At 73.4% G+C, this 17,348-nt stretch carries 17 protein-coding genes; 6 read left to right on the top strand and 11 right to left on the bottom strand.

Features of this window, described 5'->3' with window-relative positions; all coding sequences use genetic code 11:
- Nucleotides 1-9: 9 nt before the first annotated feature.
- Genes OG774_RS04310 through OG774_RS04295 form a run of 4 tightly spaced genes read right to left on the bottom strand, consistent with a single transcriptional unit; the run spans nucleotide 10 to nucleotide 4,098 of the window.
- Nucleotides 10-1,299 (bottom strand): TRAP transporter large permease, encoded by a 1,290-nt coding sequence (locus tag OG774_RS04310; RefSeq protein ID WP_328307008.1) that lies wholly within the window; start codon nucleotides 1,297-1,299, stop codon nucleotides 10-12.
- Nucleotides 1,299-1,838 carry a TRAP transporter small permease gene (locus tag OG774_RS04305; RefSeq protein WP_328307006.1) on the bottom strand — a complete coding sequence of 180 codons (540 nt, stop codon included), beginning with the start codon at nucleotides 1,836-1,838 and terminating at the stop codon, nucleotides 1,299-1,301. Before OG774_RS04305 ends, OG774_RS04310 begins: the two co-directional genes overlap by 1 nt.
- Nucleotides 1,835-2,896 (bottom strand): TRAP transporter substrate-binding protein, encoded by a 1,062-nt coding sequence (locus tag OG774_RS04300; RefSeq protein WP_328307004.1) that lies wholly within the window; start codon nucleotides 2,894-2,896, stop codon nucleotides 1,835-1,837. The genes OG774_RS04305 and OG774_RS04300 overlap by 4 nt, the downstream gene beginning before the upstream one ends.
- A gap of 5 nt (nucleotides 2,897-2,901) precedes the next feature.
- Nucleotides 2,902-4,098: a CaiB/BaiF CoA transferase family protein gene (locus OG774_RS04295; RefSeq protein WP_328307002.1), complete on the bottom strand. Its 1,197-nt coding sequence runs from the start codon at nucleotides 4,096-4,098 to the stop codon at nucleotides 2,902-2,904.
- 188 nt (nucleotides 4,099-4,286) lie between these two features.
- Here OG774_RS04295 and OG774_RS04290 point away from each other — a divergent pair, with 188 nt between their 5' ends.
- Complete coding sequence (locus OG774_RS04290; protein WP_328307000.1) at nucleotides 4,287-4,967, top strand: hypothetical protein; 681 nt, start codon at nucleotides 4,287-4,289, stop codon at nucleotides 4,965-4,967.
- 14 nt (nucleotides 4,968-4,981) lie between these two features.
- On the opposite strand, the gene arr is transcribed toward OG774_RS04290, so the two are convergent.
- The 3 genes from arr to OG774_RS04275 form a co-directional block, all read right to left on the bottom strand.
- The gene (gene arr / locus OG774_RS04285; RefSeq protein WP_328306998.1) at nucleotides 4,982-5,428 is read right to left on the bottom strand and encodes an NAD(+)--rifampin ADP-ribosyltransferase; all 447 of its coding nucleotides are present in this window, start codon (nucleotides 5,426-5,428) and stop codon (nucleotides 4,982-4,984) included.
- A gap of 115 nt (nucleotides 5,429-5,543) precedes the next feature.
- A complete protein-coding gene (locus tag OG774_RS04280) occupies nucleotides 5,544-6,524 on the bottom strand; it encodes a PDR/VanB family oxidoreductase (protein ID WP_328306996.1) in 981 nt (326 codons plus the stop codon).
- Nucleotides 6,521-7,732, bottom strand: coding sequence for an aromatic ring-hydroxylating dioxygenase subunit alpha (locus tag OG774_RS04275; RefSeq protein ID WP_328306994.1), 1,212 nt, complete (start codon nucleotides 7,730-7,732; stop codon nucleotides 6,521-6,523). Before OG774_RS04275 ends, OG774_RS04280 begins: the two co-directional genes overlap by 4 nt.
- 123 nt (nucleotides 7,733-7,855) lie before the next feature.
- On the opposite strand from OG774_RS04275, the gene OG774_RS04270 reads away from it, so the two are divergent.
- From OG774_RS04270 to OG774_RS04260, 3 genes are all read left to right on the top strand, one after another.
- On the top strand, nucleotides 7,856-9,034 hold the full coding sequence (locus OG774_RS04270; RefSeq protein ID WP_328306992.1) for a cytochrome P450: 1,179 nt from the start codon (nucleotides 7,856-7,858) through the stop codon (nucleotides 9,032-9,034).
- 96 nt (nucleotides 9,035-9,130) lie between these two features.
- The gene (locus OG774_RS04265; protein ID WP_442873940.1) at nucleotides 9,131-9,973 is read left to right on the top strand and encodes an IclR family transcriptional regulator; all 843 of its coding nucleotides are present in this window, start codon (nucleotides 9,131-9,133) and stop codon (nucleotides 9,971-9,973) included.
- A 161-nt stretch (nucleotides 9,974-10,134) separates the two neighbouring features.
- Entirely contained in the window at nucleotides 10,135-11,361 is a 1,227-nt protein-coding gene (locus tag OG774_RS04260) for an MFS transporter (RefSeq protein WP_328306990.1), read from the top strand.
- 12 nt (nucleotides 11,362-11,373) lie between these two features.
- Here the strand turns inward: OG774_RS04260 and couO are convergent, their stop codons facing one another.
- A complete protein-coding gene (couO, locus tag OG774_RS04255; RefSeq protein WP_328306988.1) occupies nucleotides 11,374-12,255 on the bottom strand; it encodes a 4-hydroxyphenyl-beta-ketoacyl-CoA hydrolase in 882 nt (293 codons plus the stop codon).
- Between the two features lie 52 nt (nucleotides 12,256-12,307).
- Nucleotides 12,308-12,796 carry a MarR family winged helix-turn-helix transcriptional regulator gene (locus OG774_RS04250; protein WP_328306985.1) on the bottom strand — a complete coding sequence of 163 codons (489 nt, stop codon included), beginning with the start codon at nucleotides 12,794-12,796 and terminating at the stop codon, nucleotides 12,308-12,310.
- A gap of 133 nt (nucleotides 12,797-12,929) precedes the next feature.
- Here OG774_RS04250 and OG774_RS04245 point away from each other — a divergent pair, with 133 nt between their 5' ends.
- The gene (locus tag OG774_RS04245; protein WP_328306984.1) at nucleotides 12,930-14,246 is read left to right on the top strand and encodes an MFS transporter; all 1,317 of its coding nucleotides are present in this window, start codon (nucleotides 12,930-12,932) and stop codon (nucleotides 14,244-14,246) included.
- A 201-nt stretch (nucleotides 14,247-14,447) separates the two neighbouring features.
- Nucleotides 14,448-15,656 carry an alpha/beta hydrolase family protein gene (locus OG774_RS04240; RefSeq protein ID WP_328306983.1) on the top strand — a complete coding sequence of 403 codons (1,209 nt, stop codon included), beginning with the start codon at nucleotides 14,448-14,450 and terminating at the stop codon, nucleotides 15,654-15,656.
- Here OG774_RS04240 and OG774_RS04235 read toward each other — a convergent pair.
- Nucleotides 15,653-16,495, bottom strand: a complete 843-nt coding sequence (locus OG774_RS04235) for an ABC transporter permease (protein WP_328306981.1) — start codon at nucleotides 16,493-16,495, stop codon at nucleotides 15,653-15,655. The genes OG774_RS04240 and OG774_RS04235 overlap by 4 nt on opposite strands.
- 3 nt (nucleotides 16,496-16,498) lie before the next feature.
- Nucleotides 16,499-17,344: an ABC transporter ATP-binding protein gene (locus tag OG774_RS04230; RefSeq protein ID WP_328306979.1), complete on the bottom strand. Its 846-nt coding sequence runs from the start codon at nucleotides 17,342-17,344 to the stop codon at nucleotides 16,499-16,501.
- Between the last annotated feature and the right edge of the window lie 4 nt (nucleotides 17,345-17,348).

Raw genomic sequence — 17,348 nt, 5'->3', positions numbered from 1 at the left:
CCGTGATCGTCAGTTCGTCATCGTCTCGGGCAACCACAGGACCAGGTCCGGAACGAGGGTGAAGAGCACGACGAGGGCCAGCAGGGCCAGGACGAACGGCCACACCCCGCGGAAGACGTCCTCCGTCCGCGCGCCGGTCGAGCGGGCCACGATGAACACGTTCAGCCCGAGCGGCGGGGAGACGAGCCCGATCTCGGCGAGCAGCACCACCATCACGCCGAACCACACCGGTTCGTAGCCGAGCTCCTCGACCACCGGTAGGACGATCGGCACGGTCAGCGCGAGGATCGCCATCTGGTCCATGACGGCTCCGAGCACCAGGTAGCCGACCGCGATACCGAGGAACACGACGACCGGGGGCGCCGGGATCCCCGCGATCACGTCGACGACGTCGCCGGTCACCCGGCTCAGCGTGAGCACGTAGCCGAAGATGTGCGCCGACGCGATGATCAGCATGATCATGGCGGTGGAGCACAGCGTCTCCCGCAACGCCGCGCGGATGCCCGCGAGGTCGAGGCCGCCGCCGACCAGCCCGAGGACGAGGGCGCCGACCGCCCCCAGCGCCGCCGCCTCGGTGGGCGAGGCGAGGCCCAGGTAGATGCTGCCCGTGACCAGGACGAACAGGACGGCGACCGGACCGATCGCGGTCAGCGTCCGCAGCTTGGTCGCGAGCGGGTACCGCTCCCCGCGCGGCGCCAGGCCGGGACGACGCCAGACCAGCAACCAGGTCGTCGCGACGAGCGCGACGACCACGAGGGCGCCGGGCACGAATCCCGCGATGAGCACCTGGCCGACGCTCTCCTCGGCGACCACGGCGTAGAAGACGAGGATGATGCTGGGCGGCACCATCGCCGCCAGCGTGCCCACGACCGCCACCAGACCGTTCGCCAGACGAGGGTCGTAGCCCCGTCGGCTCATCTCCGGGACCGTCGTCGACGCGAGCGTGGCCGCGGCCGCGGTGCTCGACCCCGAGATCGCCGCGAACACGGCCCCGGACAGGGTGGTGGCCACTCCGAGGCCCGCCGGTGTCCGTCCGACCCAGGTCCGCGCGCTGTCGAACAGGCTCGTCGCCACCCCGCTGTGCAGCACGAACTGCGCCATGAGGATGAACAGCGGGATCGGGGAGAGCGTGTAGGCCGCCGCGGTGGTGTAGGGGGTGACCTCGAAGAACCCGATCAACGCCGGGAACCCGCCGTGCAGGAGCAGGCCCACGCCGCCGGCGATGCCGATGGCGAAGCCGACGGGGACCCGGATGAGCAGCAGGACGAGCAGCAGGACGACGGCGACGAGGGCGATCATCAGTGCCCCGCCTCCGTCGCCGGCGGCTCCGTCCGGGTCTCACCCGCCGGCTCGGTCGGGTGGACCACGAGGTCGTGGAGCAGCCGCACCAGGAGGACCCCCGCGCCGAGCGGGACCATGATCGTCGAGGTCCAGACCGGCCAGGACAGCTCTGCGCCGCCCGGCGGCGGGACGTCCCCGCCCGCCCAGGCGCCGGTGGTCAGCGCCATCCCGCCCCAGGTCAGCGCCGCGGCGAAGAGCACGGCCAGGACGCCGCCGACGACGTCGCACCAGCGCTGCGCCCGCGGCGGCATCGCGCGGTACAGCATGTCGATGCGGACGTGGGCGCCCACGCGCACCGTGTAGGGCAGGGCCAGGAAGAAGACCGCGACGAGCAGGTAGTCGGTGGTGAACGCGAACGCCCAGGCGATCGGCTGGCCCACGACGTAGCGCAGGACGACGCCGAGCACCACGAGCCCGGCCAGCGTCAGCAGGGCGACCGCGGCGACCGCGGCGAGCGCGTCCTCCACCCGCCGCAGTCCGGCGTCGAGACCGCTCACCGAGCGATCCCCGACACGGCCCGCTGCGAGGCGAGCAGGTCGTCGAGCGCGACCCGACCCGGCAGCCCCATCTGCTCCATGGCGGCGACCCACTGCTCGCGGACGGGAGCGACGGCCTCGCCCCACCGTCGGGTCTCGTCCGGCGTCAGCTGGTGGAACGCGAGGCCTCCCTCACGCAGCCGCTGCTGGGCCCGCGCGTCGTAGGCCGCCACCTCCCCGCAGAGGTGCCGGGTCGTGTCGCGACCGGCCCGGTCCATGACGCCCCGCAGGTCCGGGGGCAGCCCGTCCCAGACCCGCTGCGCGACCGAGTAGGTGATCGTGAAGCTGCCCAGCTGCGCACCGAGCGTCGAGTTGGTGGCGGCTTCGTCCAGGCGGTAGGGCAGGGCGCTGAGCGGCCCCAGCACGGTGCCGTCGACCGTCCCCCGCGCGATCGCCTCGTACAGCTCGGTCACCGGCATCGCCACGGGCGCGGCGCCGAGGTCCTGCACGGTGCGGTCGATCGTGCCGCCGGACGAGCGCAGGGTCAGCCCGACGACGTCGGCCGGGTCGGTGACCACGCGCCCGCCGCCGGTCATGACCTCGTAGCCGGTGACCACGCCGACCACGAGCGGGCGCAGCCCGTCCGGCGCGAAGTCGGCCCGCCAGAGGACGCCGCCCTCGGCGAGCAGGGGCTCGAGCGCGAGCGCCGCGCGGCACGGGTCGGTGCTCATGCCCGGCAGGTCGGCGACACCGGAGAGCGGCAGCTGGGTCGAGACGTAGCCGGGCGAGATCATCGCGACGTCGATGACACCCGCGTCGGCGAGGGTCACGAAGTCCTGCGCAGCACCGAGGTTCTCCGACGGGTAGTACTCGAACTGCAGCCGGCCTCCCGAGAGCTCGGTGGCGCGATCGACGAAGAACCGCGCACCGTCCCGGGAGAAGGGGTGCGAGGTCGGGAAGGAGTCGGCGACGACCAGCGTGTACGCCTCCGGCGCCCCCTCGCGCTCGGCAGCGCATCCCGTGGCGACGAGTCCGAGGGCGGCGAACAGGGCGAGGAGGCGACTCCACCGGTGCACCATCGTCGTCACCTCGGTCGGCCCCCCTCGTGGGCACGGCGATCCAGGTCGGCCCGCACGCCGGGGCCGTGGCTGTCGAGCTCCGGGGCGTGCGTCGCCGCGGCGGACCCGCTGCGCGAGAACCGCACCGGAGATCGCGCCTGCCGTACGGTCCCCAGCCGCGGGTGCTCGCGGCGGGGGAAGAAGTCGACGGCGTCCAGGTGGGGGTCGTCGAAGAGGTCCGCGACCCCGTTGACCGGTGCGATCGGCACCTGCGCGCGCCGGCAGACGTCGAGCGCCTCGTCCGTGGTCAGGGTGGCGAGGCGCCCGTCCAGCCATTCGTAGAGCTCGTCGATGTGCCGGCTGCGCCCGGAGATGGTGGCGAAGCGGGGGTCGGCGGCGCGCTCCGGCGCGGCGAGCGCCTCGAACAGCGCGCGCCAGTGCGCGTCGGTGTAGGGCAGCACGCCCACCAGCCCGTCGCGCGTGCGGTAGGGGCGGCGGAAGGGTGAATCGGTGCGGGGGTAGCCCGCCTCGCCGCGGGGCGGGTCGAAGACGTAGCCGCCCTGCTGCTCGACCAGCAGGAACTGGACCATGGTCTCGAACATCGGGACCTCCACGGCCTGCCCGCGACCCGACCGGGCACGCTCGACGAGCGCGGCGCAGATGGCACTCGTCGCGAGCAGCCCCGTCACCTTGTCGGACACGGGGCTGCGGACGAACTGCGGGTCCCCGCGTCCGGTCTGGGTGGCGGCCAGACCCGACACCGCCTGGATGACGTCGTCGTAGGCGGTCTGCGGCCCGTACGGACCGTCGGAGCCGTAGCCGTGCATGGAGCAGACGATCACGCCGGGGTTGACCCGGCGCAGCGTCGCGTGGTCGATGCCGAGTCGCTCGTCGGAGCCCGGTGGCCGGTTGTGCGCCACGACGTCGGCCTCCTCGACGAGGAGCAGGAGCCGGCGGTAGTCCTGCGGGTCGCGCAGGTCGAGGACCACGCTCTCCTTGCCGATGTTGGCGTTGAGGAAGACCGGCCCCAGCCCGTCGCCGTCCCGGTCGCCGACACCGCGGACGATGTCCCCCGACGGCGGCTCGACCTTGATGACACGCGCCCCGAACTGGGCGAGGACCATCGTGCTGAACGGCCCCATGAAGGTCGACGTCAGGTCGACGACGGTAACGCCCGCCAGCGGGCCGCCGGCGCTGTCCGGAGGGGGCGTCGCGGAGGTCATGGCGGCCCCTTCCAGGGCCCCTGGGTGGGCCGCGTCACCCCGACGGACGGCCTGACCGTACTCACGCGGTACCAGGAACTCCACGTGCGATCGGTGGTCTGTTCCGTCCCCGCCCGGCCCCGACGCCCGCCTTCCCGTGAGCCGCACCACTCGGGCTGGAGTGTGCCGCGGCGGCACGGTCGACGGTGGTGCGGACAGCGACCGCACCCGACGGGACGACGACCATGTTCACCACCTACCGGCGGCGCCGGCAGCTCTCGAGGGTCAGGCCCGGCGACGGCAGCCCGCTCCAGGACTTCCGCCTCTGGCAGATCCTGGGCCGTTCCCTGTTCGCTCTCGAGCTCCCGGACGGCTCCGGGCACCGCCACCTCTTCCAGGTCGACGTGCGGCACTCGGCGGACAGCACCACCGCGCGGAGCCCCGCCTCCCTCTACCGCGACGGCGTGCAGGTCGCTCGCGCGAACCTCCCCGCGACCTTCACGGTGCCCGGCGGCGTCATCGAGGTCGCCACCAGCCAGTACGGGCTCAGGCGCATGCACCACGTCACCGACGACGGCGCCGAACACGTGCTGCGCCCCCACCCGCGGACCCAGGAGGGCCTGCGCGCCCGGTTCGGCGAGCGGTTCCCGCGCACCAGCACCGTCCTCGGTGCCGTGGCCGTCGTCGTCTTCCTGGCCGCGGGCGCCGTCGCGCTCCTGCAGGGCATCGACACGGTCACCCACAGCCCGGTGATCGCCCAGCACCTCGGCACGTTCACCTCGCCGATCCGCCTCTCCACCGGCGGGACGATCGCCGTGGGGTTCGCCGGGGCCCTCGCGGCCACCGAACGGGCCCTGACGTTCCGGAGCCGGTGGCTCATCCGGCGCTGACGCCGGGACACCGGTCAGTCGAAGATGACCGCGGCTCCCCGTCGTCGCAGGTCGGCGAGGCCGTCCTTCATCGCCTGCAGCTGCTCGGCGGTGTGCCCCGTCCAGCCCTCGAGCTCGCCGATGACCCGGACGGGCTCGCGGGTCCGGTAGGAGCGGGTGGGGTTGCCGGGCAGCTTCTTGTCGGTGACGTTCGGGTCGTCCTCGATCTCACCCGTGGGCTCGACGAGGTAGATGCGCGCCGGCCCGTCGCCCGGCGCCATCTCGGCGCCCCAGGCCGCGGCGTCGAGCGTGGCGGTCACGTAGACGTGGTTCATGATCCGCCCCGCCTCGTAGTTCGACTCGCGGCCGGGGACCAGCAGGTCGCCGACCGCGAGGTCCGCCCTGGTCCCGTGCAGGAGGACGCCCTGCTCGTGGACCTCGAACGGGGTCGGCCCGCTGCTCGTGTCCTGCTCTCCCGCCATGACCGCTCCCCGGTTCGCCGCCCGCTCCGCCTGCGGGCGGAGATTCTCCGGCGCCGGTGAGGGCTTGCCGCAAGCCCCGTCCCGCGCTATACGTTGACCACGGCAGGACCGACCGTCACGGGCGGAAGCCGGTGTCGATGGTGAGGCGCCCGCCGACCGCCCGCGAGACGCACGCGCAGAGCCGGGTCGAGTCCTCCTGCTCCGCCGCGTCGAGGAAGACGTCGCGGTGGTCGACGACGGGGGCGTCGCCGAGCACGCCGACCGTGCACAGCCCGCACTCGCCGCGCAGGCAGTCCCACACCATCTCCACCCCGGCGTCGTGCAGCGCCGCGAGCAGCGTGCGGTCGCGCGGGACGTGCACGGTCAGACCGTGGTCGCGGACCTCGACGTCGAACGCCTCGGTCGGGTGCCGCCCGGCGGTCCCGAAGGTCTCCGTGCGCAGGCGCCGCGCCGGGCGGCCCTGCGCGGCCCAGCACGCCCGCACCGCGTCGGTCAGCCGCGGCGGACCGCAGACGTACACCTCGCCGTCGGGGTGCAGCGCCGCGATCTCGGCGGCGAGGTCGAGCCGCTCGCCGTCCTCGCCCGCCGCGGTCACCACGGCGTCGCCGAGGAGACCGCGCAGGTGGTCGACGAACGGCATCGCCGCGCGCCGGCGTCCGGCGTAGGCGAGGCGGACCGGGGCCCCGGTCCGATCCTGCTGACGGGCCAGGACCTCGGCCATGCCCACCAGTGGGGTGATGCCGATGCCGCCGGCGACGAGCAGGTAGCCGGGCCGCCGCGGGTCGAGCTCGAAGTGGCTGGTGGGGTGGCGCAGCTCGAGGCGGTCGCCCGCCGCGAGCCCGTGCACCCGGCGCGAGCCGCCGCGGCTGTCCGGCAGCAGCTTCACCGCGATCCGGTAGGCGCCGTCCTCGGGCGCCGCCCCGACCACCGAGTACGACCGCACCACGGGGAGCCCGTCGATCTCCAGCGCGAGGTCCAGGTGGCTGCCCGGTGGGTAGGCGCGGGCGCCGTCGTCGGGGACGAGCTCCACCTGGCGCACCTCGTCGGCCACGGCCCGCACCGCGCGGACCCGGGCGCCGACGAAGGTGCTGCTCACGACCCGCTCCGGGCGCGGTCGGCCTCCGCCCGTGCCCGCGCGACCTCGCGCTCCGCGCCGTCGCCGGGGTCGGCGCGGTCGTGCTCGGCGATGTCGCGCTCGGCCCGCGCGCCGGCCTCGGCGTAGGAGTCGTCCTCGGCGGCGAGCATCAGGTCGATCATCCGGCGGGCCCACATCGCGCCGCCGTCGATGTTGAGGTTGTAGAACTCCTTGTCCGGGTGGGCGTCGATGGCGCGCTGCTGGGCGGCGAGCACCTCCTCGTCCTCGGCGAACACGCCGGAGACGCCGTCGCGCAGCAGCGTGGTGATCCGCTGGTCGCCCAGGGCGTAGTTGCGGGCGAAGGCCCAGAAGTAGTGCGTGGAGCTGGGCGACTCCGGGGTCATCGTGTTGAGCACGAACCCGTTGACGCCCTGCGAGCGGTCGCCCTCGGGCGCGCCGGTGCCCGTGGGGGCGACGCCGACGTCGATGGCGATCGTCCCGGGCGGGGTGAAGTGGATGATCTGCCAACGGTCGACGTTCCCGGCCGGCGCCCCGCGCCACTCGAGCTGTCGCGCCCAGAACGGCGGCGCCTCCACGTCGATCATCCAGCGGGTGACGGTCACGGTGCCCTTGCCGTGGGTCACCTCGAACGGCGACTCGGCCACCGACCGGTGCCCGATGCTGCCGCCGTGCACGAACGTCTCGTGGGTGAGGTCCATGAGGTTGTCGACGATCAGCTTGTAGTTGCAGTCGACGTGGATGAGCCGGCCGTCGCCGGCCCATGCGGGGTCGTCGTTCCAGTGCAGGTCGGGGATCGTCGCCGGGTCGGCGTCGGCGGGGTCGCCGGTCCACACCCAGACGAAGCGGTGGCGCTCCGCGACGGGGTAGGAGCGCACGCGGGCCGACGGGTTGACCGTCTTCTGCGAGGGCATGAACGTGCAGCGGCCGTCGGCGTCGTAGCGCAGCCCGTGGTAGCCGCACATCACCTCGTCGCCGAGGAGCTTGCCCTCCGACAGCGGCAGCAGGCGGTGCCAGCACGCGTTCTCCAGCGCGCGGGCCTCGCCCGACGGCGTCCGGAACAGCACGAGCGACGCCCCGGCCACGGTGCGCGGGAGCAGGTGGGCGCCCACCTCGACGTCGTAGGCGGCGGCGTACCAGGCGGCGCGGGGCCACTCGCGGCGGGCGAAGGTCTCGGGCGCGGCGCGCAGCGGGCTGGGGGTGGCGGTCACGACGGCTCCTCGGTGGTGGTGGTCGTCCGAGCGTGCGGACGCCCCGCGGCCACCCGCCACGACCCCTCCCGGCATCCGGGAGATCGATGTCTCGACCGGGCCGCGCGGTGGTGTCATGACGGCGTGGTGGAGCTCGACGTGGACCCGTTCGCCCTCGACGTGCTCGCCGACCCGCTGCCGGTCGACGCCGCGATCCGCGAGGCGGCGCCGTTCGTGTGGCTGCCGGCGCACGGCGTGTGGGCCACCGGGCGCCACGAGGAGGTGGCGGCGGCGTTCCGCGACCCGGAGACCTGGTCGTCCGCCGCGGGCACCGGGCTCACCGACATCCGGCGCGGCGAGACGTGGCGGCCACCGAGCGTCCTGCTCGACGCCGACCCGCCTGCCCACACCCGCGCCCGCCGCGTGATGAACCGCGTGCTGCAGCCGCGGGCCCTCGCCGGGCTGGCCGAGCGCTTCGCGGCCGCGGCCGAGGAGGTCGTCGACGACGCCCTGGCCGCGGGCGAGGTCGACGCCGCGATCGCCGTGGCCGAGCGGTTCCCGATGACGGTCCTGCCCGATGCGGTCGGCATGGCGCCCGAGGGCCGCGAGTACCTGCTGCCCTACGCCGACCTCAACTTCCAGTCGATGGGCCCGCCGGGGGTGCTGCGCGACGAGGCCGAACGCCGCGGCGAGGGCGCCCGGGAGTACGTGGCGTGGCAGATGCGCCGCGAGGCCCTGTCCCCGGACGGGATCGGCGCGGCCATCCACGCCTACGTCGGCTCCGGCGACATCACCGCCGACGAGGCCGCGCTGCTCGTGCGCTCCTTCCTCTCCGCGGGGATCGACACCACGATCCTGGCGTTCGCGTCGGTGATCCACGAGCTGGCGCGGCGGCCGGCGCAGTGGGCGGCCCTGCACGACGATCCCGGCCTCGCGCGGGCGGCGTTCGAGGAGGGGCTGCGGTTCCACACGCCCAGCCCGGTGATCGGCCGCACCGCCACCCGCGAGGTCGAGGTCGGTGACGGCGTGGTCGCCCCCGACACCAAGATCCTGCTCATGCTCGGCGCCGCCAACCGGGACCCGCGGCGCTGGGACGACCCCGACGCGTTCGACCTCCACCGACGGGCCGCCGGCCACACCGCGTTCGGCGCCGGCGTGCACAACTGCGTCGGCCAGGTGATCGCGCGGATGGAGGCCGAGGCCCTGCTCGGGGCCCTCGCCCGGCGGGTCGCACGGCTCGAGCCGGCGGGCGACTCCACCCCGCGCCTGTCGAACTGGCTGCGCGGCTTCGCGTCGGTGCCGGTCCGGTTCGTCCCCGCCTGAGCCCATCCACCCTTCCGGCATCCGGAAACGTGTGTTGGGTCGATCACAGAGCGTCCCCCAGACTCCGACGCGCCCTCGAGCACACCCGGAGTTGACATGGACGTCACCGACCCGGCGCCGCCGCCCGCCACCGCGCCGCCTCCCACGGCCCTGGCGGCCGCCCGGAGCGCGAGCACCGGCCCGGTGGTGGCCCGCGCGCTCGGCCTGCTCGCCGCGTTCTCCGACGACCGCCCGACGATGACGCTCAGCGAGCTCGCCCGTCGCGCCGAGGTGCCCCTGTCCACCGCGCACCGGCTCGTCGCCGAGCTCGAGGCCTGGGGCGCGGTCGAGCGCAACGGCGCCGGGCGCTACCAGATCGGGCTGCGGCTCTGGGAGGTCGGCGCCCTCGCGCCGCGCGGGCCGGGGCTGCGCGAGCGCGCCCTGCCCTATCTCGAGGACCTCTGCCAGGTGACCCGCGAGAACGTGCAGCTGGCGGTCCGCGAGGACGACGAGGTCGTCTACGTCGAGCGGCTCGCGGGCACCCGCGCGGTCGGGGTGCTCACCCGGGTCGGCGGCCGGTTCGCGCTCACCGCCACCGGCGTGGGGCTGGTGCTGCTCGCCCACGCCCCCGCCGACGTCGTCGAGCGGGTGCTCGCCGGGCCCTTCCTGCGCCACACGCCGTGGACGCTCTCCGACCCCGTGCACATCCGTGAGGCGCTCGCCGCGGTCCGCGAGCGCGGCTACGCCGTGAGCGACCGGCAGGTCACCGCGGACGCCGTCTCCGTCGCCGCACCGATCCGGGACGCCTCGGGCGAGGTCGTCGCCGCCCTGTCGGTGGTCGCGCACCGCGGCACGCCGCCGGTGTCGGTGCTCGCGCCGCTGGTGCGCACCAGCGCGAGCGGCGTCTCGCACGCCCTCGCCGCCCGCCCGGGTCGCCGGCCCGCGCGCATGCCCGCCTGATCCCCCGCCCGATCCCCCGCCCGATCCCCGACACCTGATGCCCGCCCGCTCCCGATGCCCGAGGAGGGCCCCGTGACCACCACCCCGCCCGACGCCGCACCACCCTCGGGGCGCGAGGTCCGCAAGGTCGCCTTCGCGAGCCTCGTGGGCACGTCCATCGAGTGGTACGACTCTACATCTACGGCCTCGCCGCCGTCACGGTGTTCGCGCCGCAGTTCTTCCCGAACGTCTCGTCGCTCACCGGCACGCTCGCGGCGTTCGCGACGTTCGCCGTCGGGTTCCTCGCCCGCCCCATCGGCGGCGTGGTCTTCGGTCACCTCGGCGACCGCATCGGCCGCAAGGCCACGCTCGTCACGACGCTGGTGACGATGGGTGTGGCCACCACACTCATCGGCGTCCTGCCCACCTACGCGACGATCGGCGCGCTCGCCCCGATCCTGCTCGTGGTGCTGCGCCTCGTGCAGGGCTTCGCGGTGGGCGGCGAGTGGGGCGGGGCGGTGCTCATCTCGGTGGAGCACGCGCCCGAGTCCAAGCGCGGCTTCTACGGCAGCTTCCCCCAGCTCGGGGTGCCGATCGGTCTGATCGCCTCGAACGCGATGTTCCTCGTGCTGGCCGCCTCGATGTCCACCGAGGCCTTCGGCTCCTGGGGCTGGCGCATCCCGTTCCTGCTCAGCGCACTGCTGGTCGGCGTCGGGCTCTACGTGCGGCTGCGCATCGAGGAGAGCTCGGAGTTCGTCGCGGTCAAGAAGTCCGGGTCGATGGCCCTGCCGCTGGCGTCGGTGCTGCGCCACCACTTCCCGCAGGTGCTCTGCGGGATCGCGATGTTCACCGGGATCACCGGCATCGGCTACATGGCCGCCACGTACTCCATCCAGTACGGCACCAGCTCGCTCGGGCTGCCGCGGGCCGCGCTCATCGGCATCGTCCTGGTCGTCGCCGTGATCGAGGTGCCGATCATCCTGTGGTTCTCCGCCGCGTCCGACCGGTGGGGGCACGGCCGCACGATCCTCTTCGGGGCCCTGGCCACCGCCGTCGTCGCCGCCGCGTTCCTGCCGCTGCTCGCGAGCGGGTCATTGCTCCTCATCGCCGTCGCGGTGGCCGGTGCGCGCTGGGCGTCCGCCCCGATGTGGGGACCGTCCGGGGCCCTGGCCGCGGAGTGCTACCCCGTCGCCATCCGCTACAGCGGCGCCTCGGTGGGCTACCAGCTCGGGTCGATCGTCGGCGGTGCGCTCGCCCCGATCATCGTCACGCTGCTGCTGGCGTCGCCGCTGGGGATCGTCGGGGCGTCCGGTTACCTCGTGATCATCACCCTGCTGACCGGTGTCGGTGCGCTCGCCGCGTCCCGGCTGATCGCCCGCGCTCCCGCCGCCGAGAGAGCCGGCGTCTGAGCGAGGACCGGGTCAGGACGAGGCCGAGCGCTCCAGGCCGAGCATGCGCATCGCGTTCTCCTTGAGGATCAGCGGCCGCACCTCGTCCTTGATCTCGAGCTTCGCGAAGTCGGCCTGCCACCGGTCGGGGGTGAGGACGGGGAAGTCGGAGCCGAACAGCACCTTGCGCTTCAGCAGCGAGTTGGCCGCCTTCACCAGCTGCGGGGGGAAGTACTTCGGCGACCAGCCGGAGAGGTCGATGTAGACGTTGGGCTTGTGCGTGGCGATCGAGATGGCCTCGTCCTGCCACGGCACCGAGGGGTGCGCGAGCACGATCGTCAGGTACGGGAAGTCGGCGGCGACGTCGTCGATCAACATCGGGTCGGAGTAGCGCAGCTTGATGCCCCGTCCCCCGGGCAGGCCCGCACCGATCCCGGTCTGCCCGGTGTGGAACAGCGCGGGGACGCCGAGCTCCTGGATCGCGTCGTAGAGCGGGTAGAAGCGCACGTCGTTCGGCTCGAAGGCCTGCAGGCTGGGATGGAACTTGAAGCCGCGCACCCCGTGCTCGTCGACGAGACGCCGGGCGCGCGCCACCGCGGCCTTGCCCGCGTGCGGGTCCACCGAGCCGAACGGGATGAGCACGTCGGGGTGCTCGGCGGCCTGGTCGGCGATCTCCTCGCTCGACAGCGGCGCGTGCCCGGTGCCGGCGGGCGCGTCGACGGTGAACACGACCGCGGCGGTGCGCCGGGCGCGGTAGTGCTCGGCGATGTCGGCCACGGTCGGCGTGCGGTCCTGGTCGGCCCGGAAGTACTTGGCCGACGCGTCGAGCAGCTCCTGGTCGACGGAGAAGCAGCCGTGGCTGTCCTGCTCGACGTGGACGTGCACGTCGATGGCGTCCAGCTGGTCGAGGTCCATCAGGGTGTCCTCACGGGAGGTCGGTGCCGGCCGTGGCGGCCGGCGAGGGCGGTCAGGACGGAGTCGTGGCGGGCGGGATGCGCCCCTCGCGGGGCTCGGCGAGCGCGGCGAGGCACCGCTCGAGGGCCCGGGCGAAGGACGTGGCCTCGTCGTCACCGAGCGCGGCGATCATCCGCCCCTCGACGTCGTCCACGGCCCGGTGACACGCGACCAGGGCCTCCTCGCCCCGCTCGGTGAGCCAGGCCCGCAGGATCCGCCGGTTCTCCCCGTCGACGCGACGTGCGATGAGGCCGTCACGCTCCATCGCCGTGACGAGCAGGTGCATCGCCTGCGGGGTGACGTAGTGGCGCCGCGCGAGCTGCGCCGACGACAGCCCGCCCCGGTGCTCGAGGAGCGACAGCGCCGTGTACTGCTGCAGCGACATCCCGAGCGGCCGCAGGACCTCCTCCATCCGCGACCGCTCGGCCATCTCCAGGCGCTTGACCAGGTACGTCAGGCGCTGGCCGCCGGCGACGGCGGTCCGGGTCGCGGGTTCGGTCACGGCGTCAGCATATCAATACACTTGATATGGGACGTGGCCTTGACCACTCCGGAGGCGCTCTCTAACGTCAAGTTCCTTGATACTCCGCCGGTCCTGCGGCCGTCTCCCGCCACGAGCAGACAGGGCACCCGCCATGACTCAGACCCACCGATCGGGGCCACAGCTCCGCCGAGCCGTGCTGTCGAGCTACCTCGGTAGCGTCATCGAGTACTACGACTTCCTGCTCTACGCGACGGCCTCGGCGCTCGTGTTCAACAAGGTCTTCTTCTCGAACCTCGACCCGCTGGTGGGCACGGTCGCGAGCTTCGGCACCCTCGCCACCGGCTACATCGCCCGGCCGCTGGGCGGCATCATCTTCGGTCACTTCGGCGACCGGATCGGCCGCAAGAAGATGCTCGTGCTGAGCATGAGCATCATGGGCGTGGGCAGCACCCTGATCGGCCTCCTACCCACCTACGCCCAGATCGGGGTCTGGGCCCCGATCCTGCTGGTGCTGCTGCGCGTTGTGCAGGGCATCGCGATCGGTGGCGAGTGGGGCGGCGCGGTCCTGATGTCCGCCGAGCACGCCACCTCGCGGCGTGGCCTCTGGGCCAGCTTCACCAACGCGGGCGCGCCCAGCGGACTGGTGCTCTCCAGCCTCGTGCTGGCGGCCTCGGCCTCCTTCACCGGCGAGGCGGCGTTCCTCGCCTGGGGCTGGCGCATCCCGTTCCTGCTCAGCGTCGTGCTGCTCGGCGTCGGCCTGTTCGTCCGCCTCCGCGTCGCCGAGACCCCCGTGTTCGAGGACGCCGCGCGGATGAAGCCGGCGTCGCCGCCGCTGATGGACGTCCTGCGGCACCACCCGCGCAACCTCGTGCTCTCCATCGGCGTCGGGTTCGCCGCGTTCGCCGTCCAGGGCACGCTCACGACGTTCGTCATCTCCTACGCCGTGCAGGCGGGCTTCCCCCGCCCCACCGTGCTCAACGCGCTCACCCTCAGCTCGGTGGTCGCGATCTTCGGGATCATCGGCTTCTCGGCCCTGTCCGACCGCGTCGGCCGGCGACCGGTGGTGCTCGCCGGTGCCGCCGCGACGGGGCTGTTCGCCTTCCTGCTCTTCCCGATGATCGACAGCGGGGCGGTGCTGCTGCTGACGCTCGCGGTGGTCATCGGCCAGGGCGTCCTGCACCCCGCGATGTACGGGCCGCTCGCCGCGCTCTACGCCGAGCTCTTCTCCACCCGGTCCCGCTACACCGGCGCGTCGCTCGGCTACCAGATCGCCGGGATCGGCGCGGGCATCGCGCCCGTCGTCTTCGCCTCGGTGCTCGCCGGTGGCGGCGGCTCCGTCACCGTCGCGATCATCCTCGCGGCGTGCTGCCTGCTCACGATCGTCTGCACCGTCTCGCTGCGGGAGACGTCGTCCGACGACCTCGCCGACGACCCGGGGATCACCGCGTCCGACGCCGTGACCCGCTGAGCGCGATCGACCCGTCGAGGGGTTGGCGCGAACCGTGCCCTCAGGACACGGTCCGGCGGCACGGTGGCGCGGCTCCGTCCGAGCTCGCCGGACGGTCGATCCAGAACGGCCGATCACGCGGGAGGCGATCGAGATCCGGAACCGCGCTGTCCGGGCTACGGTGATCGATCACTGACCGCCCTTGCGAGACGGAGCCCGCCGGTGACCCTGGTCCTGCACGACGACCTCTTCGACGCCCAGTTCGTCCGCGCCCTCGCGTACGCCCGCTCGGGCGGCGCGGAGATCGGCGAGTGCGTGGAGACCGCCCGGCGGATCACGAAGACCGACGGCGAGCTCTGGTACCGCGAGTGGCTCGCCACCGCCGAGCGCGCCGAGCAGGCGGCAGTGGCGAGCACGGCGGCCGGCGACTCCGTGAGCGCACGGGACGCCTACCTGCGCGCCTCGAACTACTACCGCACGGCTGGGCTGTTCCTCATGGGCACGCCCGTCGACGACCGGCTGCGCAGCAGCTCGCACAAGCAGACGGAGACCTTCCGGGCGGGCGCGGCACTGCTGGACGCGCCGCCCGAGATCCTCGCGATCCCTTACGAGGGCACGACGCTGCCCGGCTACTTCTTCCGCGCCGGGGACGCGGGTGACGACACGCCCCGCCCGACCGTCATCCTCACCAACGGCTACGACGGCACCGTCGAGGAGCTCTACTTCGCCAACGCGGTCGCGGCGCTCGAGCGCGGCTACCACGTCCTCGCCTTCGACGGGCCCGGGCAGGGCTCGGTGATCCTCGACCAGGGGATCCCGTTCCGCCCGGACTGGGAGAACGTCGTCTCCCCCGTCGTCGACGTCGCCGTGGCCCGCCCCGAGGTGGACGCCGAGCGGCTCGTGCTCATCGGCTGGAGCTTCGGCGGCTACACCGCGCCGCGGGCGGCAGGCGGCGAGCACCGCCTCGCCGCCTGCGTCGCCGACTCCGGGCCCTACGACCTCTACGACACCGTCATCGCCCGCGTGCCCGGGGTGCTCGCCCACCAGCTCCCGGACGGCAACCGCCTCATGCTGTCGGTGCTGGAGAAGGCCCTCGAGTCGACGATGAAGAAGCCGTCGGCGGGGTGGGCGCTGCGGCGCAACCTCTGGGTGCACGGCGTCGAGGACCCGATGGCCTACGTCGAGCTCGCACGGCAGTACTCGATGAAGGGCCGCGAGCACCTCGTGCGCTGCCCGACGTTCGTCTGCCGCACCGCGGGCGACGACATCAGCGCGGGCGCGCAGGAGCTCGCCGACCACCTCACCTGCCCCACCGAGTTCGTCGAGTTCGGCCACGACGACGACGTCACCGGGCACTGCGAGATGACCGGCCGTGCGGTGTTCCACCAGCGCCTGTACCGCTGGCTCGACGGCGTCCTCGCCGGTGGTTAGACGCCCGTGCGCACGGAGTCGTGCCAGGGGATCACGAGCTTCTTCACCGTCGTGACCGCGACGTAGAGCAGGGACCCGAGCACGGCGAGCAGCACGATCACCGCGAACAGCCGTGGCGCGTCGAGGGCGTTGAGGCTCGACACGACGAGGTAGCCGAGGCCCTCGCTGCCGCCGAGGTACTCCCCCACGATCGCGCCGATCACCGAGAAGACGATGGCGACCTCGGCGCCGGCGAACACGTAGGGCAGCGTCGTCGGGAGCTCCATGTTGCGAAACGTCGCCCAGCGTCCGGCGCCGAGCCCGCGCATGACGTCCCGGTGACCGCTGTCGACCGAGCGCACGCCCAACATCACGTTGAGCATGATCGGGAAGAACGCGAGCAGGGCGGCCATGACGATCTTCGAGGTCGGCCCGAAGCCGAACCAGATGACGAAGATCGGCACGAAGGCGACCTTCGGCACGACCTGCAGGGCGACCAGCGCCGGCTGCACCGCCCGCTGCAGCCAGGCGACACGGCCGAGCACCGCCCCGACGGCGACCCCCACCAGCAGGGCGATGCCGAATCCGGCGACCACCTCCAGCAGCGTGATGCCGATGTGGCCCCAGATGTCGTCGCCCGCGAGCAGCTCGCCGAGCGCGCCCGCCACGGCGGCCGGGGCGGGGAGGATGAACTCCGAGACCCCGACGACGGAGACGGTGAACTGCCAGATCCCGAGGAGGGCGAGCAGCATGATCGGCCCCGAGACCCAGGGCAGCCGCCGCATCCAGGGCGCCTCCGTCTCGCCGGTCGGCTCGGCCGCCGACACCGCGCCGTCGGTCCTGCTCTCGATGGTCGTCACGGCTCAGTCCTCCTGGTCCAGCTCGCGGCGCAACGCGACGACGAGCTCGCCGAACCCGGCGGTCGCCTCGACCTCGGCCTCCCGGGGACGGGGCAGGTCCACCGGGGTGATCGAACGGATGCGGCCGGGCCGCGGCGTCAGCAGCACGACGCGGTCCGCGAGGAACACGGCCTCCGAGATGGAGTGCGTCACGAACACCACCGTCGCCCCGGAGACGGCGTGGATCTGCTGCAGCTCGAGGTTCATCCGGTCCCGGGTCATCGCGTCGAGCGCACCGAACGGCTCGTCCATGAGCAGGACCGACGGGTCGCAGGCCAGGGCCCGGGCGATCGCTGCGCGCTGGCGCATGCCGCCCGAGAGCTCGCGCGGGTAGGAGTCCTCGAAGCCGGTGAGTCCGACCGTCGCGCACAGCTCGAGCGCGCGGGCCCGGCGCTCGCCGCGGGACACCCCGCGCAGCTTGAGCGGCAGGGCGACGTTGTCGACGACGGTGAACCAGGGGAACAGGTTGGCCTCCTGGAAGACCAGGCCGAACTCGGCGAACACGGCATCGTCACGCCGTCCGCCCACCCACGCGGAGCGCCCACCGGCCTCGACCGTGCCCGTGGTGGGCGCGAGCAGCCCCGAGAGCACCCGCAGCAGGGTCGTCTTCCCGCACCCCGACCGCCCGACCAGGGAGACGAACTCACCGGCGGCGATGTCGAGGTCGATCCCCGAGAGGGCATGCACCTCCCCGCGCCGGGTCGGGTAGACCTTGTCGACGCCCGTGACGCGCAGGCCGACGGCGCGCCCCGGATCGGGGGGCGCCACCGGAGAGGGCTCCGACCGCCGGGCCACGGTCTGCTGGGTCATGGTT

This window comes from Actinomycetospora sp. NBC_00405, assembly GCF_036044095.1.
Taxonomy (GTDB): Bacteria; Actinomycetota; Actinomycetes; order Mycobacteriales; family Pseudonocardiaceae; genus Actinomycetospora; species Actinomycetospora callitridis.
The sequence above is the reverse complement of the archived record's forward strand: the minus strand, read 5'-3'. Positions and strand labels throughout refer to the sequence as shown.

Coding starts and splice junctions, on each gene's coding strand:
- OG774_RS04300 (WP_328307004.1), bottom strand. CDS start 2,896: ATGGTGCACCGGTGGAGTCGCCTCCTCGCCCTGTTCGCCGCCCTCGGA.
- OG774_RS04310 (WP_328307008.1), bottom strand. CDS start 1,299: ATGATCGCCCTCGTCGCCGTCGTCCTGCTGCTCGTCCTGCTGCTCATC.
- couO (WP_328306988.1), bottom strand. CDS start 12,255: ATGGACCTCGACCAGCTGGACGCCATCGACGTGCACGTCCACGTCGAG.
- OG774_RS04230 (WP_328306979.1), bottom strand. CDS start 17,344: ATGACCCAGCAGACCGTGGCCCGGCGGTCGGAGCCCTCTCCGGTGGCG.
- arr (WP_328306998.1), bottom strand. CDS start 5,428: ATGGCGGGAGAGCAGGACACGAGCAGCGGGCCGACCCCGTTCGAGGTC.
- OG774_RS04265 (WP_442873940.1), top strand. CDS start 9,131: ATGGACGTCACCGACCCGGCGCCGCCGCCCGCCACCGCGCCGCCTCCC.
- OG774_RS04245 (WP_328306984.1), top strand. CDS start 12,930: ATGACTCAGACCCACCGATCGGGGCCACAGCTCCGCCGAGCCGTGCTG.
- OG774_RS04295 (WP_328307002.1), bottom strand. CDS start 4,098: ATGACCTCCGCGACGCCCCCTCCGGACAGCGCCGGCGGCCCGCTGGCG.